The organism is Ventrimonas sp. (assembly GCF_048380235.1).
Taxonomy (GTDB): Bacteria; Bacillota; Clostridia; order Lachnospirales; family Lachnospiraceae; genus Brotaphodocola.
Map to the genome: position 1 here is coordinate 20,724 of NZ_DBFCCJ010000055.1, position 26,301 is coordinate 47,024.

Sequence of the window (26,301 nt, forward strand, 5' to 3'; positions counted from 1 at the left end):
AATAATCACAGAACGAGTAAAGAATCGAGGATTAAATATGAGCCGTAAAGGAGTTTTAGCGGTTGTTTCCGGCTTTTCGGGAGCAGGAAAGGGCACTTTGATGAAAGCACTGCTTTCAGAACATGCAGACCAGTATGCGTTATCTATTTCTGCCACTACACGCGGACCGCGTGAGGGGGAAGTGGATGGAAGAGAGTATTTCTTCAAAACGAAAGACCAGTTTGAGCAGATGATCGCGGAAGATGCGCTGATCGAGCATGCCTGCTATGTAGGAAACTATTACGGGACTCCGAAGAGCTATGTCATGGAGCGGCTGGAAGCCGGAAAGAACGTCATTCTGGAAATTGAGATCCAGGGCGCCTTAAAGGTGAAGGAAAGGTTTCCGGACACACTGCTTTTGTTTGTGACACCGCCAAGCGCTGGAGAACTGGAACGCAGACTGCGGGGCCGCGGCACAGAAACAGATGAGGTCATCAAAAGCCGCTTAAAACGCGCGGTGGAAGAGGCTGAGTTCATGGACCGCTACGATTACATTCTGGTGAATGATGACCTTGAGACCTGTGTGCAGGAAATGCATGAGCTGATCCAGGCGCAGCGCCACAAAACTTCCCAGAATCAGGAGTTTATCGTGGAAATGAAAGAGGATTTAAAACAGTTTTAAATGAGGCTGTTTTTATCATAAAGCTATTATACAAGATTAAGAGATATCCCCAGAAAGGAGTTTTATTATGTTACATCCATCCTATACAGATTTGATCAACGCAGTAAACAGCGAGGTTGAGCCGGGTGAGCAGCCGGTCGTACAGAGCCGTTATTCCATCGTTCTTGCAACCTCCAAGCGTGCAAGACAGATCATCGGCGGAGATGAGCCGCTCATCGCGAGAGCAGCAGGCAAAAAGCCGCTTTCCATCGCAGTCCAGGAGCTTTACGAGGGTAAGGTAAAAATCCTCGGCGATAACGATGCCGAAGAAGCGGAAGAGGCAAAAGCGATCGAAGCTGCAGCAGATGGAGATCCGGAAGCATTCGGAATCGAAGCTGAGCAGGTTGAGGAGTAGAAATAAAAGTATAATGGGATAAAAGAAAGGAGAAGGCCGTCTCATATGTCAGAGATGGCTTTTTCCATAAAACAGGAGTTTGAAATTTATGAAGATTTTATGTGTTTCTCTTGGCTGTGACAAGAACCTGGTTGATACTGAGATGATGCTCGGACTTTTAAACCGGGACGGCCATACCTTTACAGACGATGAAAACGAGGCAGATATCATTGTGATCAATACCTGCTGTTTCATCAATGACGCAAAAGAAGAGAGTGTGAACACCATCCTGGAGATGGCAGAACTGAAAAAGACCGGAAAATGCAAGGCTCTGATCGTGACCGGCTGTATGGCCCAGCGCTACAAGCAGGAGATCCTTGAGGAGATCCCGGAGGTGGACGGTATTCTTGGAACATCCACATACGATGAGATTTCCAATGTGTTAAAGCAGGCTCTTGGCGGAGAAGCACATGTCAGCTGCTTCCACGATCTAAATGCGCTTCCGGAGGTGGAGACCTCGCGTATCATTACCACAGGCGGTCATTACGCGTTTTTAAAGATCGCGGAAGGCTGTGATAAACACTGTACTTACTGCATTATCCCGAGCCTGCGCGGCAATTACCGCAGCGTGCCGATGGAGCGCTTACTGAAAGAGGCTAATGAGCTGGCAGACCAGGGTGTCCGCGAGCTGATCCTGGTAGCGCAGGAGACTACTCTGTACGGCGTGGATTTATACGGAAAGAAGATGCTTCCGGAGCTGCTCCATAAGCTGGCTGAGATCCCGGGCATCTACTGGATCCGGATTCAGTACTGCTATCCGGAGGAGATCACCGATGAGTTCATTGAGGCCATCCGTACGGAAGAAAAGGTCTGCCATTATCTGGATGTTCCGATCCAGCATGCCAGTGACCGCATCTTAAAGCGTATGGGCCGCCGTACCAACCAGGCGCAGCTTCGCGAGATCATTGGAAAGCTTCGCGCCGCAGTCCCGGATATTGCGCTTCGCACCACCATGATCTCCGGCTTCCCGGGCGAGACTCAGGAAGATCACGAAGAGGTCATGCGCTTTGTAGATGAGATGGAGTTCGAGCGTCTTGGCGTATTTACCTACTCCGCAGAGGAAGACACTCCGGCAGCAGCTTTCCCGGATCAGATTCCGGAGGAGGTGAAGGAGGAGCGCCGCGACGAGATCATGGAGCTCCAGCAGGAAATTGCCTTTGAAAAGTCCGAATCTATGGTAGGACGCGTTCTGGATGTTATGATCGAGGGCAAGGTGGCTGACGAAGCTGCTTATGTAGGAAGAACCTACATGGATGCCCCGAATGTAGATGGATATATCTTTGTTAACAGTGGTGAGCTCTTTATGTCCGGTGATTTTGTCCGGGTGAAGGTCACCGGTTCCAATGACTATGATCTGATCGGGGAGGTATACGATGAATCTGCCGAATAAACTGACCGTGCTGCGGGTGATCATGATCCCTTTTTTTGTAGTCAGCTTGCTGGCATTTCATGGGGAGGTACGCCTGCTTCGCAACCTGGCAGCTGCCATCTTTATTGTAGCCAGTCTCACTGACATGCTGGATGGAAAGATTGCAAGAAAATATAACCTGGTAACAAATTTTGGAAAATTTATGGATCCGCTTGCAGATAAGCTTTTGGTCTGCTCCGCGCTGATCTGTCTCATTGAACTGGGACAGCTTCCGTCCTGGATGGTCATTATCATTGTCAGCCGGGAGTTCATCATCAGCGGCTTCCGCCTGATCGCCGCAGAGCAGGGCATTGTCATTGCCGCCAGCTACTGGGGCAAGTTTAAGACCACGTTTCAGATGATCGCAGTCATCTTAATGATCGTGGATCTTCCGGTCCTGCACATTCTGACGGTGGCCTGCACCTGGATCGCACTGGTGCTGACTGTGGTTTCACTGGTGGATTACATTGCAAAGAATCATAAAGTGCTTACAGAGGGGGCAATTTAAATGGTAGTAGAACTGATTTCAGTCGGAACAGAGCTTCTGCTCGGAAACATTGTGAATACCAACACCCAGTTTCTTGCGGAAAAATGCGCGCTTCTGGGTCTGACCATGTATCATCAGGTTACAGTCGGAGATAACCACGACCGTCTGGCTGAGGTGATCCGGACAGCACTGAAGCGCTCAGATGTCATCATCCTGACCGGCGGTCTTGGACCGACCGAGGACGATCTGACCAAGGAGGTCTGTGCGGAGGTAATGGGCTTCCCGCTGGTGGAGGATAAGCACACCCGTGAGCGGATCGAGGAGTATTTCCGGAACAACATTTATAAGGTGATTCCGGATAATAACTGGAAACAGGCGATCATTCCGGAGGGCTGCATGGTTCTGGATAACGATAACGGCACTGCGCCTGGCCTGATCCTGGAAAAGTACGGCAAGTCTGCCATTCTTCTTCCGGGACCGCCAAATGAGCTGTATCCGCTGTTTATGAATCAGGTATTTCCGTATCTGCAGAAGCTGCAGCCGGAGGTGATCCGTTCCCAGATGGTAAAGATCTGTGGTGTGGGAGAAAGCCAGGTAGAAGATAAGCTCCTGGATCTCATTGACAAACAGAAGAATCCGACCATTGCTACCTATGCGAAGACCGGTGAGGTTCATATCCGTGTGACGGCAAAGGCCGCCACCGAGGAAGAGGCCAGAAAGCTGGTAAAGCCGGTGGTAAAGGAGATCAAAAACCGCTTTGGCGATTATGTTTATTCCACGAAGGAAGAGGAAACGCTGGAGCAGGCGGTGGTGAAGCTGTTAAAGAAATATGACCTGACCATGACAACTGCGGAGTCCTGCACCGGCGGACTGCTGGCAGGCCGCATCATCAATGTACCCGGGGCTTCCGAGGTTTATAACGAGGGCTTTATCACGTATTCCAACAAAGCAAAGCGTAAATACCTGGATGTCAGCAAGAGTACGTTAAAGAAATACGGCGCAGTCAGTGAGCAGACTGCCAGAGAGATGGCAACCGGCGGTGTATTTGCTACCGATTCCGATGCCTGTGTGGCAGTGACCGGTCTGGCCGGCCCGGACGGCGGCAGTGAGGAGAAGCCGGTGGGGCTGGTGTATATCGCAACCTATATGAAGGACAAGGTCAATGTCCAGAGGTATCAGTTTAAGGGCAACCGGGCCAAGATCCGGGAGCAGGCAGTGGTAAAGGGACTGGATCTTCTGCGCCGTTCTATTCTGGATAATTACCGGTAGAAATCCTGTGTGCCGGTGAAAGCCGGAAACCTTCGCAACGTTGTGAAAAAATGCTGTGACAGGCAAAAGGAGAAGATGTGATGCAGTGGTACAGTCATTTGTATGTGGGCAGGCGGGCAAAGCGGCACCGGTATGCCATCATTCAGGGCATTCGGGAAGAAAGGCTGCAGCCGGAGGTTTATGTGATTACTTCCCCGCAAAATGGAGAGAATCTTTGTGACATCTATCCTTCTGCCTTGCTTCTGGTTCCATCGGAAAAGAAGAAGGAGCGCATGATCCTGGGAATTGCGGTTACATACTGGGAAGCTCTGGAGGTGGTGCGCAGGATGGTGGATGATTTGTATCAGAAAACAGGAGAGGTATCGGCGGAGGCGTTTGCCCGCTTTACAGGAATTGACGTATGGTAGCAATCGTACTGGGAATCTTAAAAATAATCGGGATTCTGCTCCTTGTAATTCTGGGACTGCTCCTGTTTGTGATCATAAGCGTGCTGTTTGTTCCGCTCCGGTACCGGGCAGAGGGCAGCTTTTATGAGAAGCTGAAGGGCAGTGCTTCGGTAAGCTGGTTTCTGCATCTCATTTCCCTGAAGATTTCTTATGATGAAAAAGCGCAGGTGGATGTCCGGGTCCTCTGGTTTCATCCGGGACGGGAAAAGGCAGAAAAAGCGCAGGACAGAGCGGAAACATCGGAAAGGGCAGAGCCTGTGACCGGGCGAGCCTGTGCCGATTTCCCGGAAGAAGCAGATGAAACAGAAAAATCAGAGGCTGATGCATTTGAGAAGGAGCTGACGGAGCGGGTGGAAACTGCGCAGGTATCCGCTACGCCGGGGACAGACCGGCACGAAGGGAAAAATGCCGGGGCTGGTAAAATTGCAGCGCGTTTCAGGCATTTTCTATCGGCTCTGAAGCTGAACGTCCAGGGGATCCACAGGAATCTGAAAAAAGCGGCAAAGAAGCTTCGGGCGGGAAAAAACCGGTGGGAGACGATCCTTTCCTTCCTCCGGAATGAGGAAAACAAAAAAACGTTTCGTCTGGCAAAACGGCAGATTTTTGCTGTTATCCGGCATATTCTGCCGAGAAAGTCAGAAGGAAAGATCAGGTTTGGTTTTGCTGATCCTTATATGACCGGGCAGGTCCTTACCTGGATCAGCCCGTTTTACGGCCTGTATGGCCGTCACCTTCAGATATGTCCGGATTTTCTGGAGCCATGCCTGGAAGGGGAATGGAAGCTGAAGGGACATATCCGGCTGGGAACCATTCTGCTTCTGGCTTTCCGGATGCTTCTGGATAAAAATATCAGATTGTGGATCAGGGCGGCGAGAGGCCGCAAAGAGAAAGCCTAAGCTGTATGATATGGCGGGAATTGTAAGGCCCAGAATGATCTGGCCATCCGCATAAAGGAGGACAATATGGCAGAAAATCAATTTGTTTCAACGGTAGAGGCCCTGTTTAAGGGGATGGATCAGTTTGTAACGACAAAGACCGTAGTGGGAGATGCTGTAAAGGTGGATGATGCGATCATCCTCCCGCTGGTGGATGTGACCTGCGGTATGGCAGCCGGTTCCTTTGCGGACAATGCAAAGCACAATGGGGGCGGCGGCATGAGTGCCAAGATGAGCCCAAGTGCCGTGCTCGTGATCCAGAATGGTGTGACCAAGCTGGTGAATATCAAGCAGCAGGATGCAGTGACCAAGGTTCTTGATATGGTGCCGGATTTTGTGAATAAATTTGCTGGCGGAAAAAAGGAAGAGGTTTCGGAAAAGGCTATGGAAACCGCGCAGGAGATTGCGGCAGCCGGCGAGGAAGCGGACGCAAAGGCGGAATAACAGTTGACACGGATATAACATAAGCCCCGGTTCATACCTCATGGAAGACAGCATATACTGATAGTGGAAGCTTACGCTGCTGTTTCTGGTCTGAGTGCGCAGAAACAGCCGTATTTTCATATCAGGAGGCTGCCATGAGGCGTGTTCTGGGGCTTATGCTTTTTTGCTTTGGGATCGGAATGACGCTTCTTTTGTTTATTCCGGAAACACTGTCTACGCTGATCTTTATCATTGGATGCCTGACTCTGGGCTATTATCTTTTTTGCGGATGAGATCCATACAGAAAATAGCAGAAGTATGTGAAATAAGAGACTGTGCAGAAAGTGTGAAACGAAAAAGAGGACATGTCAAACGACATGTCCTCAGCATCAGTTCCAATTATGCTCTTTCAACTAAGCCGGAACGTAAGCAAGAAGTACATACATACATCTTCTTAGCTCCTCCATTAACTTTAACCTTAACAGATTTAACGTTTGCTTTCCAGATCGCGTTGGATCTTCTATGGGAGTGGCTCACGTTATTTCCGAAGTGAGCAGCCTTTTCACAGATTGCACATTTAGCCATGATTGCACCTCCTTAACCGGTACTTGGTCCCGTAAGGAACCACAACATAAAGTATGATAGCAGAAAGTCCCCATTTTGGCAAGTGAAATTTCACATTTTTTTGAGAAAAAATATAAAAGCGGGGAAATAAATGAAGAAAACGTGGGAAAATGTTTTCATGTATGACTGTTTGCGGACCGGCTTTCGAGAAAAGTCATAATGGACATAAATAAGGATATGTGATATGATTAATTAGTTAAATAATGCCTTTTTCCGAAATGGCATATCTGAAAACAATGCAGCCTGGCTTTTTCCGGCAGCAAATAAGATAGATATGGAGGGGTTTCTATGAAAGGACGCATCAACAACAAACTGGGCGAGATTCAGATTAGCTCCGATGTCATTGCCATGTATGCGGGCATGACGGCAGTAGAGTGTTTTGGTATTGTTGGTATGGCGGCGGTCAGCATGAAGGACGGACTGGTTAAGCTGTTAAAGCGTGAGAGTCTGACCCACGGCATCACTGTGGAAGTGCAGGATAACCATATTTCCATCGATTTTCATGTGATCGTGGCTTATGGAGTTAGCATCTGCGCAGTATCAGACAATCTGATCGCAAGTGTGAAATACAAAGTAGAAGAATTCACCGGCATGGAGGTTGACAAGATCAACATTTATGTGGAAGGTGTACGAGTGATTGATTAAGGAGGACCTGACGGTGAGTGTGAAGGTAATAGACGCCCGTCTGATGCAGAAGGCATTTCTTGCCGGAGCAAAGGGATTAGAAGCAAAAAAAGAGTGGATCAACGAATTAAATGTATTTCCGGTGCCGGACGGCGATACCGGAACCAATATGACCATGACGATCATGGCCGCGGCCAGAGAGGTGGCAGCTGTAAAGGACCCAACCATGGATTCCCTGGCCAAGGCAATTTCTTCCGGCTCCCTGCGCGGCGCAAGAGGAAACTCCGGCGTTATCTTATCCCAGCTGTTCCGCGGTTTTACCAAAGAGATCAAGGGAAAAGAGGCTGTAGATGTCAAGACGCTGGCCCAGGCCTTTGTCCATGCCACTGAGACCGCTTATAAGGCAGTTATGAAGCCGAAAGAGGGTACGATCCTGACGGTTGCGAAGGGCATGGCAGATAAGGCAGTAGAGGCTGCCGAGGAGACAGATGACATCCTGGAGTTCGGCAGCAGGGTCATTGAACATGGTGATTATGTGTTAAGCCAGACTCCGGAGATGCTTCCGGTATTAAAGCAGGCAGGTGTGGTAGACTCAGGCGGTCAGGGACTGATGCAGGTATTAAAGGGCGCATTTGACGGCATCAGCGGCAAGGAAGTGGATATCACGGTTCCGGATGCCAAACCTGCGGCAGGTGCACCGGCAGAAGCAAAGGGTGCGGCATCCACTGACATTGACACGGCACATATCAAATATGGCTACTGTACCGAGTTCATCATCAATCTGGAGCAGCATTACGATGAAAACAGCGAACATGAGTTCAAGGCTTATCTGGAGTCGATCGGTGATTCCATCGTGGTGGTTTCCGATGATGATATTGTAAAAGTACATGTTCATACCAATGATCCGGGGCTTGCCATCCAGAAGGCACTGACCTTTGGCTCCCTGTCCCGCATGAAGATCGACAATATGCGCGAGGAGCACCAGGAGCGCGTGATCCAGGACGCAGAGCGCAAGGCAGCAGAGCAGAAAGCCGGGGAAGAAAAGGCAGAGACAGCAAAGGATGAGCCGAGAAAGCCATATGGCTTCATTGCGGTATCCGTTGGAGACGGGCTGGGCGAGATCTTTAAGGGCATTGGCGCAGATTACCTGATCGAGGGCGGTCAGACCATGAACCCGAGTACCGAGGACATGGTCAACGCGATCGACCACGTGAACGCGGATACCATCTATATCCTTCCGAACAACAAGAACATTATTCTGGCTGCAGAGCAGGCAAAGTATCTGGTAGAGGACAAGCAGATCATCGTAGTTCCGTCTAAGACAGTACCGCAGGGCATTACCGCGCTGATTAACTTTATTCCGGATCAGACTCCGGAGGAGAATCTGGCAACCATGGTGGAAGAGATGGGCCGTGTGAAAACCGGTCAGATTACCTATGCGGTGCGCAATACCGTCATAGATGACATGGAGATCCATGAGGGCGATATCATGGGAATCGGTGACCACGGTATGCTGGCTGTCAGCACCAGTCTTGAGAAGACCACCGTTGACACCTTAAAGGCTATGCTGGATGAGGATTCCGAGCTGGTTACCGTTTACTACGGAAGCGATGTGAGTGCAGCAGACGCGCAGGCCCTGACAGCAAAGCTTCAGGAAAGCTGCCCGGATGTGGAAATTGAGCTTCAGGAGGGCGGTCAGCCGATCTACTATTATCTGATTTCTGTAGAGTAGCCGCAGCTGCATGCAGCCGGAAACGGACACTTTACTGTAAGGCGAAAATATGAGGGGAGTTGTCTTTACGGATAACTCTCCTTTTGCAATATAGGAGAATGATTATGAATCAGCAGCCAATTACCGTCCTGAAGGGAATTGGGGAAAAAACGGCAGGCTTGTTTGCAAAACTGGGAGTTGAGACAGTAGAGGAGCTGCTTCACGATTATCCGCGTGCCTACGATGCCTACGAAGAACCGGTTCCCGTTGGAAAACTGCGGGAAAAGGGGATGTTTGCGGTATCCGGCCAGCTTATGAAGACGCCGTCCGTGCGCCGTTTTAAGAATATCCAGGTTGTGATCACGGACGTACGGGATATGACCGGGGCACTGCAGCTGACCTGGTATAATATGCCTTATCTGCGCACTGTTCTGCAGATGGGCCAGATCCTCATTTTTCGAGGCCGTGTGGTAAAAAAGAACGGACGGCTGACTATGGAGCAGCCGGAGGTATTTACACCGGAACAGTATCGCGGCATCATGCATTCCATGCAGCCGGTGTATGGACAGACAAAGGGACTGGGCAATAAGACCATCACCCGTGCAGTGCAGCAGGCATTGGAACAGCGGCAGATGGAGCGGGAGTATCTGCCGGAGGAGCTTCGCAGCCGTTACGAACTTGCAGAATACAATTATGCGATCGAGCATATCCATTTTCCGGCAGACCGGAAGGAACTGCTCTTTGCCAGAAAGCGCCTGGTGTTTGATGAATTTCTGTTCTTTCTGCTTTCTGTGCGCCAGTTAAAGGAAAAACGTCAGGACTTAAAAAGCAGCTATGTGATCCCGCGGTCAGCGAAGGTCGATCAACTCCTGGATTCTCTGCCCTATGAGCTGACCGGTGCCCAGAAAAAGGTTCTGGAAGAGGTGCGGAGGGATCTGGAAAGCGGACTGGTCATGAACCGTCTGGTACAGGGCGATGTGGGCTCCGGAAAAACCATTGTGGCAGTACTGGCCCTTCTGGAAACGGCTATGAACGGCTGTCAGGGGGCCTTGATGGCTCCGACCGAGGTTCTGGCAAAGCAGCACTACGAATCCATTACCGGTCTGTTTTCCACTTACGGGATTGAAATGCAGGTGGTTCTGGTGACAGGTTCCATGACGGCAAAGGAAAAACGTCTGGCCTACGAAAAGATTGCTTCTCACGAGGCAGATATCATAGTGGGAACTCATGCCCTGATCCAGGAAAAAGTGCATTATGACCGGCTGGCCCTGGTCATTACCGATGAGCAGCACCGGTTCGGCGTAGGGCAGCGGGAGGCCCTGGGAAACAAGGGCAGTGAACATGATCCGGAGCTGACACCGCATGTGCTGGTCATGAGTGCCACCCCGATCCCCAGGACTCTGGCTATCATTCTGTATGGAGATCTGGATATTTCTATTATTGATGAGATGCCGGCAGAGCGTTTGCCTGTCAAAAACTGTGTGGTAAACACCGGGTACCGGGACAGGGCATATCAGTTCATTGCCAGGGAAATTGCTGCCGGGCGCCAGGCCTACGTCATCTGTCCCATGGTAGAGGAGAGCGAGATGATCGAGGCGGAAAATGTGCTGGACTACACAAAGCTTCTGCGGGAAAAGCTGCCTGCAGGCATTACTGTGGAGTACCTGCACGGAAAAATGAAGGGCAAAGAGAAAAATAAGATCATGGAGCGTTTTGCTTCAGGTGAAATCCAGGTGCTTGTTTCCACAACCGTTGTCGAAGTCGGTGTGAATGTTCCGAATGCCACGGTCATGATGATCGAGAATGCGGAGCGTTTCGGACTGGCCCAGCTTCATCAGCTTCGCGGCCGTGTGGGACGCGGCGCGCACCAGTCCTACTGTATCATGGTGAACTGCTCTGACCAGGATGGTACCCAGGAGCGCCTGGATATCTTAAACCGATCGAATGACGGCTTCTACATTGCCTCTGAGGATCTGAAGCTGCGTGGCCCGGGAGACTTTTTCGGTATACGCCAGAGCGGTGATATGGAATTTAAGATCGCGGACATCTTTACCGACGCAAATCTGTTAAAGACCGTATCAGAAGAAGTAAACCGTATTCTGGAACGTGACCCGGAGCTGGAGCAGGGAGAGTACCGGGCGCTAAAGGATCGGTTGGATGTGTATCTGAGTAAGAGCTACGATAAACTGAATTTATGATATAGCCAGTAACGTAGACAGGGGAGTCCTATTTCACGGCACTCTCCTGTCGGACTGATTAATAATTAATAATTAATTGTCTGAAAAAAATGATTGACAAATCCGTTCTGCCGCATTATGATAAGTAGCAACAACGACAAACCGATGAGAAAGAGGAGTAAGCACTTCGCTGATATCACAGAGAGCTGCAGGTGGTGGGATTGCAGTATGGAAGGAATTGCTGAATGGACTTTCGAGGGCAGATCTGAAATCGAGGCTGGTGAGCAAAAAGGCACAGAAAGTAGGAACTGACGGAAACCGCAACCGTTACCTGGCGGCGTATATGTTAGTATACGGGTGAGTGGGTGCAAACCAATTTGAGTGGTACCGCGGATTAAGTATATTCGTCTCAAATACAGATTTATTTCTGTATTTGAGATTTTTTTTATTTTAAGGAGGAAACGATTATGAGAAAAAGTGTGAAGGTTATGGCAGCAGCAATGGCAGCAATGATGGCATTGGCAGGATGCGGCAGCAAGACCGCAGAGACCACTGCAGCAGACACAAAGGCAGCAGAAACCACAGCAGAAGCTTCCACAGCGGAAACTACCGCAGAAGCAGCAGGTGTGGAGCTTGCCGATGGCGAGTACACCGTAGGTATCGGCCAGTTCGCAGAGCACGGCTCCTTAGATAACTGCCGTACCGGATTTTTGCAGGGCCTGGCAGATGAGGGTATCGTGGAAGGCAAGAACCTGACTGTTCTTTACGAGAACGCACAGGCAGACGGCGGCACCGCAAGCCAGATCATGAACAACTTCCTTTCCAAGAAAGCCGATCTGATCTGTGCCATTGCAACCCCGATCGCCCAGAGTGCCTACAGCGCAGCAAAGGATGCTGGCGTACCGGTGATCTACACCGCAGTTACCGATCCGGTACTGGCAGAGCTTGCTAACGCAGACGGAACCTCGGTCGGAGAGATTACCGGTACCAGCGACAAGCTTCCGGTTGAAAGCCAGTTAAAGATGATCCGCACCATGCTTCCGGATGCAAAGACCATCGGTATCATGTACAGCACCAGCGAGATCAATTCCGTGTCCGCGATCGAGGAATACAAGGAAGCAGCACCGGAGTATGGCTTTGAGATTGTAGAGAGTGGTATTTCTTCTACCGCAGACATCCCGTTAGCAGCAGATGCCCTGGTAGAGAAAGTTGACTGTATCAATAACTTAACCGACAATACCGTGGTAAGCTCCCTTCCGGTAATCCTGGATAAGGCAGCAAAGAAAAACATCCCGGTATTCGGAAGCGAGATCGAGCAGGTTAAGATCGGCTGTCTTGCAGCGGTTGGCCTGGATTATGTAAGCCTTGGCGAGCAGACTGGTAAGATGGCAGCAAAAGTATTAAAGGGCGAAAAGAAGGCAAGCGAGATGAACTTTGAGATTATCGAAGAGGCAGCTTTCTATGGGAACAACAAGGTAGCAGAAAATCTTGGTATCACCATTCCGGCAGAGCTTTCCGACAACGCGGCAGCACTGTTCGATGAGATTATCACCAACTAGAGGGTATTCATAAAAGAATACATGCTCTTAGAAATCGGAGGAAACAAATGTCTATCATCATTGGCGTCATGGAAGAAGGTCTGATCTACGCGATCATGGCACTTGGCTTATATATTACCTACAAAATCCTGGATTTTCCGGATCTGTCTGTGGACGGCACGTTCCCAATGGGAGCGGCTGTCACAGCCATGCTGATCCTGAAGGGGGTACATCCGGCACTGACTCTGCTCCTGAGCTTTGCGGCAGGACTGCTGGCAGGATGCATTACCGGCCTGATCCATGTGAAGCTGAAGGTACGGGACCTGCTCTCCGGCATCATCATGATGACAGCGCTTTACTCCATTAACCTGCGGATCGCGGGGAAGGCAAACCTGCCGATCTTCAGCAAGCAAACAATTTTTGAGAATACATTTCTGGAAGCTGCCGTGCCGGAGGCACTGGATCCGTATCTGGTCTGCATTATCCTGTTCGTGATCGTCCTGCTCTGTAAGATCCTGCTGGATCTGTTCTTAAAGACCCGGGCCGGGTATCTGCTGAGGGCAGTCGGTGATAACGAGGTGCTGGTGACCTCTCTGGCAAAGGATAAGGGCATGGTGAAGATCCTGGGACTGGCTCTCGCAAATGGCTTTGTAGCTCTGGCGGGCTGCGTGTACTGCCAGCAGAAAGGCTTCTTTGAGGTCAGCACCGGAACCGGCACCATGGTGATCGGCCTGGCCAGCGTGATCATCGGAACCAAGCTGCTGAAGAGGTTTCATGGTGTGAAGGCAACTACCGCAGTCATCTTCGGTTCCATTGTCTATAAGGCCTGCGTATCCCTGGCCATCGCCCTGGGCATGGCAGCATCAGACTTAAAGCTGATCACGGCAGTTCTGTTTTTGATCATCCTGGTTGCCAGCAACCGGAAGGAAAGGAAGGTAAAGGCGCATGCTTGAGTTAAACCACATCCATAAATATTATAATGCGGGCACTGTCAATGAAATGTGTCTGTTCCACGATTTCTCCCTTTCCATTGAGGACGGACAGTTTGTGTCAGTGGTGGGCTCCAACGGTTCCGGAAAAACTTCCATGCTGAACCTGATCTGCGGCAGCATTCCGCTGGATGCGGGACAGATCAAAATCGGAAATGAAGATATTACAGGCATGCCGGAGTTTAAGCGTCAGAAGCGTATCGGCCGCGTCTATCAGAACCCGGCCATGGGCACCTGCCCTTCCATGACGATTCTGGAAAATATGGCTCTGGCCGATAACAAGGGAAAGCCCTTCAACCTGCGCCCGGGCACCAACCGCCAGCGGGTGGAATTTTACCGGGAACAGCTTCATATGCTTGGCCTGGGACTTGAAGATAAGCTGGATGTGAAGGTCGGCGTGCTTTCCGGCGGACAGCGTCAGGCCATGGCACTGCTCATGTCCACCATGACTCCCATTGAATTCCTGATCCTGGATGAGCACACGGCAGCACTGGATCCGAAAACCGCAGACATCATTATGGAGCTGACGGACAAGGTGGTAAAAGAGAAGCATCTCACGACCATCATGGTGACTCATAACCTGCGTTACGCCGTAAAATACGGCAACCGTCTGCTGATGATGCATCAGGGTCATGCCATCATTGACAAGGCCGGTGAGGAGAAAAAGAAGATCCAGATCGATCACATTCTGGAAAAATTCAATGAGATCAGCATCGAATGCGGAAACTAAGAAATTGTTTGAAAATTTAGAATAGTTTAATACACGGAATACACCTCTTGTGGTATACTGTTAATCAGTAGAGAGAGGTGTATTTTTTATGAGATTAAAAATGCGTCTTGCCATTGCGTTTGTGACGTTTAGTGTCCTTCCGATCATGTTTGTGGGTCTTATGCTGTCGGTGGGCCGTCTGTTTATGGCCAACCGGATGGACCGGTTTGGCCCGGAAGTAAGAACTATGGTAGCCCAGCTGATGATCACGGCAGTTCTGATGCTGATGTTCATCTGCGGTTCCCTGACAATCTGGGTGTACCGTTCCATTCTGCGCCCGCTTAGCAAGCTTCAGGAGGCAACCAGAAAGATCCGGGACGGCAATCTGGATTTCACGCTGGATATCGAGGAGGATGACGAGATCGGTGAGCTGTGCCAGGACTTTGAGGAGATGCGCATCCGTTTAAAGGAGAGTGCGGAGCAGAAGATTCAGTATGACAATGAAAATAAGGAACTGATCAGCAACATTTCCCATGATCTGAAAACACCGATCACGGCCATTAAGGGCTATGTAGAGGGAATTCTGGACGGTGTGGCATCCTCGCCGGAAAAGCTGGACAAATATATCCGCACGATTTACAACAAGGCCAACGATATGGACCGGCTGATCGATGAGCTGACCTTTTATTCCAAGATTGATACGAATAAGATTCCCTATACGTTCAGTAAGATCAATGTCAACAGCTATTTTCGCGACTGCGCGGAGGAGGTCGGTCTGGACATGGAATCCCGGGGGATTGAGCTGGGGTATTTTAACTATGTCAATGAGGACGTGGAAGTCATTGCAGACGCAGAGCAGATGAAGCGTGTCATCAACAACATCATCAGCAATTCCGTCAAATATCTGGATAAGCCGAAGGGCATCATCAACATCCGCATCAAGGACGTGGGCGATTTCATTCAGGTGGAGATCGAGGACAACGGCCGGGGCATTGCTACCAAGGATCTGCCCTATATTTTTGACCGGTTCTACCGCACGGATTCCTCACGGAATTCCTCCAAGGGCGGAAGCGGCATCGGACTTTCCATTGTGAAAAAGATCATTGAAGATCACGGCGGCCGTATCTGGGCCACCAGCAAAGAAGGAATCGGCACGGAGATGCATTTTGTGCTGAGAAAATATCAGGAGGTAATACAAAATGAGCAGCAGAATTCTGATCATTGAAGACGAGACCAGCATCGCGGAGCTCGAGAAGGATTATCTCGAGTTAAGCGGGTTTGAGGTAGAACTGGAGGAACAGGGAGATGTCGGTCTGGAGCGGGCTTTAAACGAAGATTTTGATCTTCTGATCCTGGATCTGATGCTTCCGGGAATGGATGGCTTTGAGATCTGCAGGCGTTTTCGCCAGTCCAAGAATACACCGATCATCATGATTTCCGCAAAGAAGGACGATATTGACAAGATCCGGGGCCTGGGCCTGGGGGCGGATGATTACATGACGAAGCCATTCAGCCCAAGTGAGATGGTGGCCCGGGTGAAGGCTCACTTGGCCCGTTATGAGCGTCTGATCGGAAGCGGAAGTCCGGAGAATGAGATCATCGAGATTCGCGGACTGAAAATTGACAAGACTGCCCGAAGAGTCTGGGTGAACGGCGAAGAAAAGAACTTTACTACGAAGGAATTTGATCTACTGACTTTCCTGGCCCAGAATCCAAACCATGTATACACAAAGGAGGAACTGTTCCGGGAAATCTGGGATATGGATTCCATCGGAGATATTGCCACGGTAACCGTGCACATCAAGAAAATCCGTGAAAAGATCGAGTTCAATACCGCGAAGCCGCAGTATATTGAGACCATCTGGGGCGTGGGATACAGGTTCAAGGTATAAAGAACCAGGCTCTATCTAGTATAGAAGAAATTCATTGCTGTTTGCGCAATGCGTGAACAGTAACAGAAAGGCAGGATAAAACATGGGAATCCATGCAGGAATTTATATGGCGGCAGCGATTCTTTCTGCTCCGGTTTTAACAGCGGGAGGCGGACAGAACACGGCAGCTGCAACAAACGTAAGCTTTGAAGCGCCGCAGGAGAGCGGAAGCGGGGAGGCAGGAACCGCAGCTGCATCCCGCTTTGTGCTTCCGGAAGAAGCCCGGGTACTGGTGATCGTGGAAGGAACCGGCGGAAGTGGCTGCAATGTTTATGCCTTTGAGCGGAGCAGCGCAGCAGGAAGCTGGGAGAAGTGTGTGGAAACAACAGGATATCTTGGTATGAATGGCATGAGCAATCACCGGCACTCTGGCGATAAGACCACGCCGATCGGAGTATTTAAAATGAATACCCCGTTCGGACAGGCCAAAGCACTGGAGGGCTTTCCTTCCGATTATATCCAGGTAGATGACACCTATGTCTGGGAGGACGATACCAACAAATTAAGCCGTGACATTTCCAAAGAAGGCGAGCGGGTCGGCGGCAGCGGCTATGCCGGATATTATGACTACGCCATTGATGCCGGATTTAATCCGAACGGCATCAAGAATCAGGGCTCCGCGCTGTTTTTACACTGCTCCGGTGTATTTAAGGACTATACCTCCGGCTGCGTAGCCATCGAGAAGGACCAGATGGCCCAGATCATGAAGCTGTATGGAAAGTACGGCAGCGGCGCATCCTTTATCGCCCAGGCGCCGAAAGGGACCTTTGAGCAGATTTATAATACCTATGGAACAAACCAGGGACTGTCGCCGGAAGGGAACTTTTCGTGATCATGATTCTATCATGAATTACGGATTGCACTCGAAAAGAAAATTGACATTCCAAAATCCGTATGTTAGAATACAAAATTGTGCTGAAGAAGATTCAGAATACCATCCTGAATCTTCTTTTTTGATGCGATTGTGTGCAAAAATCTGTCGGAGGCAGGTGTTTGCATACCTGTACCGCAGGGTCCCCCCCACTGGAACAGGTCCTGCGTAAAACTCGAAAACAGATTGTAAATAGAATGAGGAAAATGAATGGAAACAGTAAAATTTGAAGAGTTACAGTTAGATGACCGTATCCTGCGTGCCGTGACCGATATGGGATTTGAGGAGGCTTCCCCGATCCAGGCGAAGGCCATTCCGGTGGAACTGGAGGGCTCCGATATCATCGGTCAGGCCCAGACCGGAACCGGTAAGACAGCAGCCTTTGGTATCCCGCTTCTTCAGAAGATCGATCCGAAGAAGAAAAAGCTGCAGGCCATTGCTCTTTGTCCGACCCGTGAGCTGGCCATCCAGGTAGCAGATGAGATCCGTAACCTGGCAAAGTACATGCATGGCATTAAAATCCTGCCGATCTACGGAGGTCAGGATATTGTACGCCAGATCCGCGGTTTAAAGGACGGTACCCAGATCATCATCGGTACTCCGGGTCGTGTTATGGACCATATGCGCCGTAAGACTGTAAAATTCGATCAGGTACATACCGTTGTGCTGGATGAGGCAGATGAGATGCTGAACATGGGCTTCTTAGAGGACATGGAGACTATCTTAAGCCAGCTTCCGGAGGAGCGCCAGACGGTAATGTTCTCTGCAACTATGCCGGCAGCCATCCAGAAGATCGCTGAGAATTTCCAGAAGGATCCGCAGATCGTCAAGGTCGTGAAGAAAGAGCTAACCGTGCCGAAGGTAACCCAGTACTATTATGAAGTAAAGCCGAAGACCAAGGTAGAGGTTATGTGCCGGCTGCTCGATATGTACGCACCGAAGCTTTCTGTCGCATTCTGCAACACCAAGAGGCAGGTCGATGAGCTGGTAACGGAGCTTCAGGGGCGCGGTTATTTTGCAGAGGGACTGCATGGCGACTTAAAGCAGGTACAGCGTGACCGCGTTATGAACAGCTTCCGCAACGGACGAACTGAGATCCTGGTAGCAACCGATGTGGCTGCGCGTGGTATTGACGTAGATGATGTAGAGGCAGTATTTAACTACGATATCCCGCAGGATGATGAGTATTATGTACATCGTATCGGACGTACCGGCCGTGCGGGCCGCGAGGGCATCGCATTTAACTTTGTTGTTGGCCGTGAGGTGTACAAGCTGCGCGACATCCAGCGTTACTGCAAGACCAAGATCATTCCGCAGGCAATTCCGTCCCTGGATGACATTACCGAGATCAAGGCAGAAAAAATCCTGGATCAGGCGAAGGAAGTTCTGGCAGATATGGATCTGAACCGTATTTCCCACATCATTGAGAAGAAGCTGTTGGAGGAGGACTACACCTCCCTTGAGCTGGCAGCTGCACTGCTTCGCATGAATATGGGTGAGGAAAATGAAGATATCATCTTCGATAACCGTCCGGCAAGATCTTTAGATGATCTGGATTCCAGACGTGACCGCAGTGACCGTGGAAACGGCCGCGGCAGAAGAGACGGCAAGGGCAGAGACGGGCGAGGCGGCCGCAGCGCCAGAAAAAATCAGGATGACGCAGATATGGCACGCCTGTTCATCAATATCGGAAAAGAACAGAAGGTAAAACCAGGTGATATCCTTGGGGCTATCGCAGGTGAGTCCGGCATTTCCGGCCGTCTGGTGGGAAGCATTGACATGTATGACAAATACACCTTCGTAGAAGTTCCGCAGGACTGCGCGGAGGAGGTACTGGAATGCATGAAGAATGCCCGCATTAAGGGAAAATCCATTCATATGGAACCTGCAAACGGCCGTTAATTACGGGAAAAACAGAATATAAAATGAAACACGAAGGCGCGTATGGAAAGTATGCGCCTTTTATGATATAATGTGACGAGCGCAAGAGAGCCGGAAGCGTGCTTGCACGGTTACGGCGAACGGCGAGGAAATCAAGTGACGAAGTCACGGGAACGAGCGCATTAACAGGCAGACAGGAGGATACGGACATGAAGCAGTTTGGATTCATTGGTATGGGTAATATGGGCTATGCGATCTTAAAGGGTCTTTTAAAGTCCAAAGTGCCGGACCAGATCATCTTTTCAGCAAGAAACAAAGAGCATATGGAACAGGTGGCAGCAGAAACAGGAGTTTCTTATGCTGCAGATAATAGAACCTGCGCGAAGGAAAGCGCCTGTCTGGTGCTGGCAGTAAAGCCGCAGCAGTTTGATACGGTCATTGGAGAAATCCGGGATGCAGTGACAGAGGAACAGATCATCATCTCTATTGCACCGGGTATTACCATTGCGGACCTTCAGAAACGATTTGGGAAAAAGTGCCGCATTGTCCGTGCTATGCCGAATACACCTGCTCTGGTGGGAGAGGGCATGACTGGTGTCTGCTATGACAAGGCACTGTTTTCTGACAAAGAGAAGCAGATGATCGAAACGCTTTTTACTTCCTTTGGACGAATGACTGTAGTAGAAGAAAAGCTGATGGATGTGGTGGTATGTGCCAGCGGAAGTTCTCCGGCCTATGTGTATATGTTCATTGAGGCACTGGCCGATAGTGCCGTAAAATATGGAATCCCGCGCGCAGATGCATACAAGCTGGTGGCTCAGACAGTTCTTGGCAGTGCGAAGATGGTACTGGAGACCGGGGAACATCCGGGCCTGTTAAAGGATAAGGTCTGCTCCCCGGGCGGAACGACCATAGCCGGTGTGGCAGCGCTGGAAGAGTATGGCATGCGCAACGCCGTGTTCAAGGCAACCGATGCCTGCTACGCAAAATGTAAAGGAATCCAGTAATAAATCAGAAAACGGAGGAATTCATCATGAGCATGGAAGAAACACAGAATCAGAATGCAGGGCAGATGGAGAACGGAGCAAAGATCGAACCGGTCATCCGCAAGGACCGTCAGCTGAAATATACAGGAAATATTTTAAAAATCTATGAGGACACTGTCATCGCCAATGGTCACGAGGCTCACTGGGATTATATCCATCATGACGGAGCGGCTGCAGTGGTGGCAGTAGCGGATGACGGAAAGCTTCTTATGGTGCGCCAGTACCGCAATGCCCTGGACCGGGAAACGCTGGAGATTCCGGCAGGCAAGCTGGATGCGCCGGATGAACCGAAGATCGAGTCTGCTTACCGGGAACTGGAGGAGGAAACCGGATACCGCTGTGAAAAGCTGGAATATCTGATGAGCCTGAATACTACGGTTGCGTTCTGTGATGAAGCCATTGATGTGTTTGTTGCCAGAAATCTGATTCCGTCTCATCAGCATCTGGACGAGGATGAGGTCATCCATGTAGAACGCTGGAGCATCGAAGACCTTCAGAAGCTGATCTATACCGGAAAAATGACAGATGCCAAGACTGTTGCAGGCATTATGGCTTACGCCGCAAAATACGGAAAGTAAAACGATACACGGAAAAGCAGAATAGGGGGACTGTCTGTCTGCATAGGATAGAAAAAACGGTGGAGCCTGTTTATGAGAATGGAACGTTCGTTATCTGTCCTGGCAGCAGCAGTTCTGGGAGGATGGCTGATCGCGGTACTTTTGTGTAATGTTCTGTTTTACCGGAATATTGTAAATTATGAAGTGCTTTATCAGGGAATAGCCGGCTGCTGGTCGAAAGGATCTGAGCTGGATCGTACCAGGAGGATCTGGCTTCTGGCAGTTCGGATTTTGCAGGCAGCAGTCGTCTATGTCATGATGCGCAGCAGGCTTCGGAGATCAGCAAGCCTGTTTCTCGGACTTGCTGCGGGGGTTTGCGGAGGAATGCTCTTAAGTCTGCTGGTATGGAGCCGCGGCGTTTCTGGAGGCTTTCTATTTCTGGCTTCCGGTTTTCCGCAGGATCTGGCCTATCTGCCCAGTTTCTTTCTGCTGCTGATCTGTGGACGATCGGACCGCCCTGTGCAGAAAGAACGTCTGTTTTGTATCACGATCATCCTGCTGGCAGCCGGGATCTGGATGGAGCTTTACGTCAGTCCGTTGATCTTGAAATTGTTTTAAAAAAATACAATACAAAATTTACAACATGTTGAGATAGAAAGAACTGCTTTTCCAACATGTTGTATTTTTATGTAAATCATGCTGAAACGGATAAAAAAGTGGGAAATATGTGTTTGATTTTATGAGAAAATGCGGATATAATGGTATTCACATTACCGAAACAGACAGGTTTTATGGGATTTTGGGGCAGCAAAGCGGCTCTTGTCCATTCCTGCGGAAACGGTGGGAAATATCGCTTGGGGAAAGTTGGAGTTTAAGAATATGACGACAGAAATAGAATCTTTCATTCATTATCTTGAGGATGTGAAACAGTCATCCCGAAATACAGTGGTATCCTACCAGAGAGACTTAAGGCAGCTTAAGGAGTATCTGGAACGCCAGGGAATTAAAGAACCGGCCAAGGTGACCAGAACCTGTCTGAATTCTTATATTTCCTATCTGGAACGGAAGGGAAAGGCCACCACGACCATTTCCCGCATCCTGGCATCTACGAAAGCGTTCTTTCATTATGAGCTGATGGAGGGAAACATCCGTCGGGATCCGGCAGAGCTTTTAAAAACACCGAAGATCGAGAAAAAGATTCCGGTGATCCTCAGTGTGGAGGAAGTGAACCGTTTTCTGGAGCAGCCGGAGGGCGAAGGTGCAAAAGAGGTACGTGACAAGGCAATGCTGGAGCTTCTTTATGCAACCGGGATCCGGGTTTCCGAGCTGATCGGACTGGAACTTCAGGATGTGAATCTGGCAGTTGGGTTTCTCACCTGCAGGGACGGGGAAAAGGAGCGGGTGATCCCATTTGATAAAAAGGTGAACCAGTATCTGCGGGCTTATCTGGATAAGGCAAGACCGGACCTTTTAAAAGGAAATGACTCTTCCTGGCTGTTTACCAACTGCAGCGGAAAACAGATGTCCCGTCAGGGCTTCTGGAAAATCGTGAAGTATTACGGGGACAAGGCCGGGATCCAGGCAGATATCACTCCCCACACCCTGCGCCATTCCTTTGCCGCCCATCTCATCAGCAGCGGAGCGGATATTCAGGCTGTGCAGACCATGCTGGGACATGCAGATCTGGCTACCACACTGGCTTATCAGGGGTATATCCAGAAACAGCACTAAAAGCCAGATCATGTAAATGTGAAGGCACGGAGCAGTTCCATATTACATACAGGCGGCGCGGGGGCGTGCGCCTGTAATTCATTTTAGGGGACAGAAAGCAGGAGTCTGGCAAGAAAATGGTTCTCGCGGGTCTGAAATTGTGGTATACTGAAGCAAGGTTTGCATACAAAGGAGCGGATGCGGCATGGAACGGGATACGGAAAATGAAAGAAACAGAAGGAGAAACATGCGAATGCATATTCTTCTTGCTGTGGATGCGGCTTTGCTTGCGGCCATTTTGCTGGTGTCCGGTCTGCTGCTTTACCGGAGTCATAACCGGGAGACGGAGCAGCATCTTTCACAGGTTCAGGCGCCGGACTGGTATACTCAGGATTTCCTTACTGTGAATCCTTATTCAAGGCCGGGAACAAAGCGGGAACATGTGCGGGATATTGTCATTCATTATGTGGCTAACCCGGGCACAAGCGCGAAACAGAACCGGAACTATTTTGAGGGCCTGAAGGATCAGAGCGGATCAAAGACGGTGTCGGCCAGCAGTCATTATATCATTGGTTCTGACGGGACGATTTTGCAGTGTATCCCATTAGATGAAGTGGCTTACGGCAATTATCCGCGCAATGACGATACAGTATCGATCGAGTGCTGTCACCCGGATTCGGACGGACGCTTTACGGATGCTACGATCAAATCACTGATCAGGCTGACCGGGTGGCTCTGCAGGGAACTCTCTTTAAATGAAAAGCATATCATCCGCCATTACGATGTGAGCGGAAAGAACTGCCCGAAATATTATGTAGAACACCAAGATGCCTGGCGGACATTGAAAAAGAAGCTGGCGGCCGGCATACAACAATGAAACAGCAGAAAGGAATCCTGATTTTATGGGAAAATCATTATACATAGCGGAGAAGCCAAGTGTGGCACAGCAGTTTGCGGACGCACTCAGGATTTCCGCGAGGCGGTCAGACGGTTATATTGAGTCCGATACCGCGGTCGTGACCTGGTGTGTAGGACATCTGGTGACCATGAGCTATCCGGAGGCATATGACCCGGCTTTGCGGCGCTGGAGCCTGCAGACACTGCCGTTTCTGCCGAAGGAGTTTAAATATCAGGTGATCGACGGCGTCTCGAAGCAGTTCGCCATTGTCAGCCGCCTGCTGAACCGTCCGGATATCGATACCATCTATATCTGCACCGACTCTGGACGTGAGGGAGAGTACATCTACCGTCTGGTGGACCAGATGGCCGGGGTAAAGGGCAAGATCAGAAAGCGTGTCTGGATCGATTCCCAGACGGAGGAAGAAATCCTGCGCGGAATCCGGGAAGCGAAGGACTGGAGTGCGTATGACAATCTGGCAGCCTCTGCTTATCTGAGAGCGAAAGAAGATTATCTGATGGGAATTAATTTTTCCCGTCTGCTGACTTTAAAATACGGTCCCACGATCTCAGCCTTTTTAAAGACAGACCGCACGGTGCTTTCTGTAGGGCGTGTCATGACCTGTGTGTTAGGCATGGTGGTGCGCCGGGAGCGGGAAATCCGGGAGTTTGTGAAGACCCCGTTTTACCGGGTGATCGGTACCTTTTTATCCCAGGATATGAAGTTTGACGCGGAGTGGAGAAGTGTGGAGGGCTCCCGCTATTTCCGGTCTCCGAAGCTATATAAAGAGAATGGCTTTAAAAAGCGTGAGGATGCGGAAGCACTGATTGCCCAGCTTAGAGAGACAGATCCGCTGTCGGGGACCTTAAGCAAGGTGGAACGCAAGAAGGAAACCAAGAACCCGCCTCTGCTTTATAATCTGGCAGAGCTTCAGAATGACTGTTCAAAAATGTTCAAGATCAGTCCGGATGAAACGTTGAAGGTCGTGCAGGAACTGTATGAGAAAAAGCTGGTAACCTATCCGCGTACTGATGCCCGCGTACTTTCAACAGCTGTAGCCAAAGAAATAACAAAGAATATCGGAGGTTTGAAAAATTTTGAGCCAATGAAAGGCTTTGCCCAGGAAATCCTGGACCAGGGGTCTTATCAGGGGATTATGAAGACCCGATATGTCAATGACAAACAGATCACGGACCACTATGCGATTGTACCGACGGGGCAGGGATTTGGTGCCATGCGCAGTCTTTCACCATTGTGCATGAAAATCTACGAGGTGATTGCCAGAAGATTTTTAAGCATTTTTTATCCTGCGGCGATTTATCAGAAGTATGCGCTGGAGCTGACCTGTGGCCAGGAGCATTTCTTTACCAGCTTCCGTGTGCTTACAGAGCAGGGCTATTTAAAGGTGGCCGAGGTGCCGAAGCGGAAGAAAGCGGATGATACCGCAGCATCCGGCGGTCAGGTGGCAGACGGGGAGACAGATGACAAGGACGAGTCCGAAATCAACAAAAAGGATATGGAAAATCCGGCATTCATTGCTATGCTGGCTTCCCTGAAAAAGGGCATGCAGCTTCCGGTGGATGGCTTTGCCATCAAGGAAGGGGAAACATCCCCTCCAAAACGTTATTCTTCCGGTTCCATGATCCTGGCAATGGAGAACGCAGGACAGCTTATTGAGGACGAGGAACTTCGCGCCCAGATCAAGGGAAGCGGCATCGGCACCAGCGCGACCCGCGCGGAAATCCTCAAAAAGCTGGTCAATATCAAATACCTGGCGTTAAATGGCAAGACCCAGATCATCACGCCAACGCTTTTAGGAGAGCTGGTGTTTGATGTGGTCGGCGCATCCATCCGCCAGCTTCTGAATCCGGAACTGACGGCAAGCTGGGAGAAGGGGCTTACCTATGTGGCAGAGGGCTCCATCACTCCGGACGAGTATATGGAAAAACTGGAACGTTTCGTAGCTGGAAGAACCTACGGGGTTTTGCGCCTGAACAACCAGTATCAGCTCCGGGAATATTTTGAGACAGCCGGGCAGAACTACTCGAAAAAGTAAGGCAGCCTGGTCTGGAAAAGAATCATACAGAACAGAAACCCTCCTGCACTTTTCAAAGGCAGCTGAGTATATATCTTTAAGAAAGAAAAGAGGATATGATCATGAAAAAAGAAGAAATGAAGATCAGTGATCTGTACAGCCTGGAGAACACCGTGGCGAAAGAACTGTTAGAACAGTTTACTTATCCGTGGGAAGTTCTGGCTCACATTGGTGATTTTGTAGAGCGCCTGGGCGAAACCCTTCCGAAGGATGAGTACGCAAACCCGGCAGAGGGTATCTGGATTCACAAATCTGCCCACATCGCACCGACCGCAGGCATCATTGCGCCGGTCATCATCGGACCGGAGGCAGAAGTGCGTCACTGCGCGTTCATCCGCGGTAAAGTTATCGTTGGCAAGGGAGCAGTAGTAGGAAACTCCACGGAATTAAAGAATGTGATTCTGTTTGACGGTGTTCAGGTACCGCACTACAACTATGTAGGCGATTCCATTCTGGGCTACAAAGCACACATGGGCGCAGGTTCCATCACCTCCAACGTTCGTTCCGATAAAGCACTGGTCAAAGTACACGCAGAAGACGGCGACATCGAAACCGGCTTAAAGAAATTCGGCGCCATGATTGGTGACTGCGTAGAAGTAGGCTGCGGCTCTGTATTAAATCCGGGGACCGTCATTGGAAAGAACAGCAGCGTCTACCCGCTCTCCAGCGTCCGCACCGCAGTCGATGCAGACTCCATCTACAAACAGCAGGGAGAAGTTGCGAAGAGACAGTAAATAACAATATAATGAATAATCAATAGAGTCCGAAGGTTCGGTCAGACCATACAGAATAAGCAGATGCTGTGAAATTTTGTACTTCATTCGCTCCGCCGCCTATTGCCAGACCTGCGAGCAAAACTCGCGTGCTCTGCACGCTCA

Annotated in this window: 27 protein-coding genes and 1 other annotated feature; of the genes, 26 read left to right on the top strand and 1 reads right to left on the bottom strand. The window is 50.1% G+C overall.

The genetic code is table 11. The annotated features are described in order from the left end of the window. The first annotated feature begins 37 nt into the window (after positions 1 to 37). The 9 genes from gmk (at position 38) to ACMP1L_RS09335 (ending at position 6,355) form a co-directional block, all read left to right on the top strand. Positions 38 to 661 carry a guanylate kinase gene (gene gmk / locus ACMP1L_RS09295; RefSeq protein ID WP_418452804.1) on the top strand — a complete coding sequence of 208 codons (624 nt, stop codon included), beginning with the start codon at positions 38 to 40 and terminating at the stop codon, positions 659 to 661. A 67-nt stretch (positions 662 to 728) separates the two neighbouring features. After that, positions 729 to 1,055: a DNA-directed RNA polymerase subunit omega gene (gene rpoZ / locus ACMP1L_RS09300; RefSeq protein WP_118732288.1), complete on the top strand. Its 327-nt coding sequence runs from the start codon at positions 729 to 731 to the stop codon at positions 1,053 to 1,055. A gap of 88 nt (positions 1,056 to 1,143) precedes the next feature. Then, a complete protein-coding gene (rimO, locus tag ACMP1L_RS09305; protein WP_418452806.1) occupies positions 1,144 to 2,484 on the top strand; it encodes a 30S ribosomal protein S12 methylthiotransferase RimO in 1,341 nt (446 codons plus the stop codon). After that, entirely contained in the window at positions 2,468 to 3,010 is a 543-nt protein-coding gene (gene pgsA, locus ACMP1L_RS09310) for a CDP-diacylglycerol--glycerol-3-phosphate 3-phosphatidyltransferase (RefSeq protein ID WP_118732286.1), read from the top strand. Before rimO ends, pgsA begins: the two co-directional genes overlap by 17 nt. Then, the gene (locus ACMP1L_RS09315; RefSeq protein ID WP_118732285.1) at positions 3,011 to 4,258 is read left to right on the top strand and encodes a competence/damage-inducible protein A; all 1,248 of its coding nucleotides are present in this window, start codon (positions 3,011 to 3,013) and stop codon (positions 4,256 to 4,258) included. Positions 4,259 to 4,338: 80 nt separating this feature from the next. Further along, entirely contained in the window at positions 4,339 to 4,665 is a 327-nt protein-coding gene (locus ACMP1L_RS09320; RefSeq protein ID WP_118732284.1) for a hypothetical protein, read from the top strand. Then, on the top strand, positions 4,659 to 5,600 hold the full coding sequence (locus ACMP1L_RS09325; RefSeq protein WP_418452809.1) for a DUF2953 domain-containing protein: 942 nt from the start codon (positions 4,659 to 4,661) through the stop codon (positions 5,598 to 5,600). Before ACMP1L_RS09320 ends, ACMP1L_RS09325 begins: the two co-directional genes overlap by 7 nt. A gap of 66 nt (positions 5,601 to 5,666) precedes the next feature. Beyond that, positions 5,667 to 6,083: a GerW family sporulation protein gene (locus ACMP1L_RS09330; RefSeq protein WP_118732282.1), complete on the top strand. Its 417-nt coding sequence runs from the start codon at positions 5,667 to 5,669 to the stop codon at positions 6,081 to 6,083. 134 nt (positions 6,084 to 6,217) lie between these two features. Next, complete coding sequence (locus tag ACMP1L_RS09335) at positions 6,218 to 6,355, top strand: hypothetical protein (protein WP_178716430.1); 138 nt, start codon at positions 6,218 to 6,220, stop codon at positions 6,353 to 6,355. A 106-nt stretch (positions 6,356 to 6,461) separates the two neighbouring features. Here the strand turns inward: ACMP1L_RS09335 and rpmB are convergent, their stop codons facing one another. Next, a complete protein-coding gene (gene rpmB, locus ACMP1L_RS09340) occupies positions 6,462 to 6,647 on the bottom strand; it encodes a 50S ribosomal protein L28 (protein WP_118533668.1) in 186 nt (61 codons plus the stop codon). A 327-nt stretch (positions 6,648 to 6,974) separates the two neighbouring features. On the opposite strand from rpmB, the gene ACMP1L_RS09345 reads away from it, so the two are divergent. From ACMP1L_RS09345 to ACMP1L_RS09425, 17 genes are all read left to right on the top strand, one after another. Further along, positions 6,975 to 7,331 (top strand): Asp23/Gls24 family envelope stress response protein, encoded by a 357-nt coding sequence (locus ACMP1L_RS09345; protein WP_118732281.1) that lies wholly within the window; start codon positions 6,975 to 6,977, stop codon positions 7,329 to 7,331. 13 nt (positions 7,332 to 7,344) lie between these two features. After that, a complete protein-coding gene (locus ACMP1L_RS09350) occupies positions 7,345 to 9,042 on the top strand; it encodes a DAK2 domain-containing protein (protein WP_418452812.1) in 1,698 nt (565 codons plus the stop codon). A gap of 101 nt (positions 9,043 to 9,143) precedes the next feature. Continuing rightward, the gene (gene recG / locus ACMP1L_RS09355; protein ID WP_418452831.1) at positions 9,144 to 11,219 is read left to right on the top strand and encodes an ATP-dependent DNA helicase RecG; all 2,076 of its coding nucleotides are present in this window, start codon (positions 9,144 to 9,146) and stop codon (positions 11,217 to 11,219) included. A gap of 135 nt (positions 11,220 to 11,354) precedes the next feature. Beyond that, positions 11,355 to 11,613, top strand: a binding site (T-box leader). Between the two features lie 52 nt (positions 11,614 to 11,665). Beyond that, on the top strand, positions 11,666 to 12,757 hold the full coding sequence (locus ACMP1L_RS09360) for an ABC transporter substrate-binding protein (RefSeq protein ID WP_418452813.1): 1,092 nt from the start codon (positions 11,666 to 11,668) through the stop codon (positions 12,755 to 12,757). Between the two features lie 47 nt (positions 12,758 to 12,804). Beyond that, entirely contained in the window at positions 12,805 to 13,689 is an 885-nt protein-coding gene (locus ACMP1L_RS09365) for an ABC transporter permease (RefSeq protein ID WP_418452815.1), read from the top strand. After that, on the top strand, positions 13,682 to 14,455 hold the full coding sequence (locus ACMP1L_RS09370) for an ABC transporter ATP-binding protein (RefSeq protein WP_418452817.1): 774 nt from the start codon (positions 13,682 to 13,684) through the stop codon (positions 14,453 to 14,455). The genes ACMP1L_RS09365 and ACMP1L_RS09370 overlap by 8 nt, the downstream gene beginning before the upstream one ends. An 88-nt stretch (positions 14,456 to 14,543) precedes the next feature. Next, entirely contained in the window at positions 14,544 to 15,659 is a 1,116-nt protein-coding gene (locus tag ACMP1L_RS09375; RefSeq protein WP_118732276.1) for a sensor histidine kinase, read from the top strand. Further along, positions 15,634 to 16,326, top strand: a complete 693-nt coding sequence (locus ACMP1L_RS09380) for a response regulator transcription factor (RefSeq protein ID WP_118732275.1) — start codon at positions 15,634 to 15,636, stop codon at positions 16,324 to 16,326. Before ACMP1L_RS09375 ends, ACMP1L_RS09380 begins: the two co-directional genes overlap by 26 nt. Before the next feature lie 82 nt (positions 16,327 to 16,408). Beyond that, a complete protein-coding gene (locus ACMP1L_RS09385) occupies positions 16,409 to 17,197 on the top strand; it encodes a hypothetical protein (RefSeq protein ID WP_418452818.1) in 789 nt (262 codons plus the stop codon). A gap of 249 nt (positions 17,198 to 17,446) precedes the next feature. Next, entirely contained in the window at positions 17,447 to 19,138 is a 1,692-nt protein-coding gene (locus ACMP1L_RS09390; RefSeq protein WP_418452819.1) for a DEAD/DEAH box helicase, read from the top strand. Between the two features lie 188 nt (positions 19,139 to 19,326). Continuing rightward, positions 19,327 to 20,124: a pyrroline-5-carboxylate reductase gene (proC, locus tag ACMP1L_RS09395; RefSeq protein ID WP_418452820.1), complete on the top strand. Its 798-nt coding sequence runs from the start codon at positions 19,327 to 19,329 to the stop codon at positions 20,122 to 20,124. Positions 20,125 to 20,156: 32 nt separating this feature from the next. Beyond that, positions 20,157 to 20,741, top strand: coding sequence for an NUDIX hydrolase (locus ACMP1L_RS09400; protein ID WP_475544536.1), 585 nt, complete (start codon positions 20,157 to 20,159; stop codon positions 20,739 to 20,741). A gap of 72 nt (positions 20,742 to 20,813) precedes the next feature. Beyond that, a complete protein-coding gene (locus ACMP1L_RS09405; RefSeq protein WP_418452823.1) occupies positions 20,814 to 21,338 on the top strand; it encodes a hypothetical protein in 525 nt (174 codons plus the stop codon). A gap of 261 nt (positions 21,339 to 21,599) precedes the next feature. Then, positions 21,600 to 22,451 carry a site-specific tyrosine recombinase/integron integrase gene (gene xerA, locus ACMP1L_RS09410; protein ID WP_118732269.1) on the top strand — a complete coding sequence of 284 codons (852 nt, stop codon included), beginning with the start codon at positions 21,600 to 21,602 and terminating at the stop codon, positions 22,449 to 22,451. Between the two features lie 226 nt (positions 22,452 to 22,677). Next, positions 22,678 to 23,307 (top strand): peptidoglycan recognition protein family protein, encoded by a 630-nt coding sequence (locus ACMP1L_RS09415; RefSeq protein ID WP_418452824.1) that lies wholly within the window; start codon positions 22,678 to 22,680, stop codon positions 23,305 to 23,307. A gap of 25 nt (positions 23,308 to 23,332) precedes the next feature. Next, on the top strand, positions 23,333 to 25,384 hold the full coding sequence (locus ACMP1L_RS09420) for a DNA topoisomerase (protein WP_418452825.1): 2,052 nt from the start codon (positions 23,333 to 23,335) through the stop codon (positions 25,382 to 25,384). Between the two features lie 101 nt (positions 25,385 to 25,485). Further along, positions 25,486 to 26,157, top strand: coding sequence for an acyltransferase (locus ACMP1L_RS09425; RefSeq protein WP_418452826.1), 672 nt, complete (start codon positions 25,486 to 25,488; stop codon positions 26,155 to 26,157). Positions 26,158 to 26,301 lie beyond the last annotated feature (144 nt).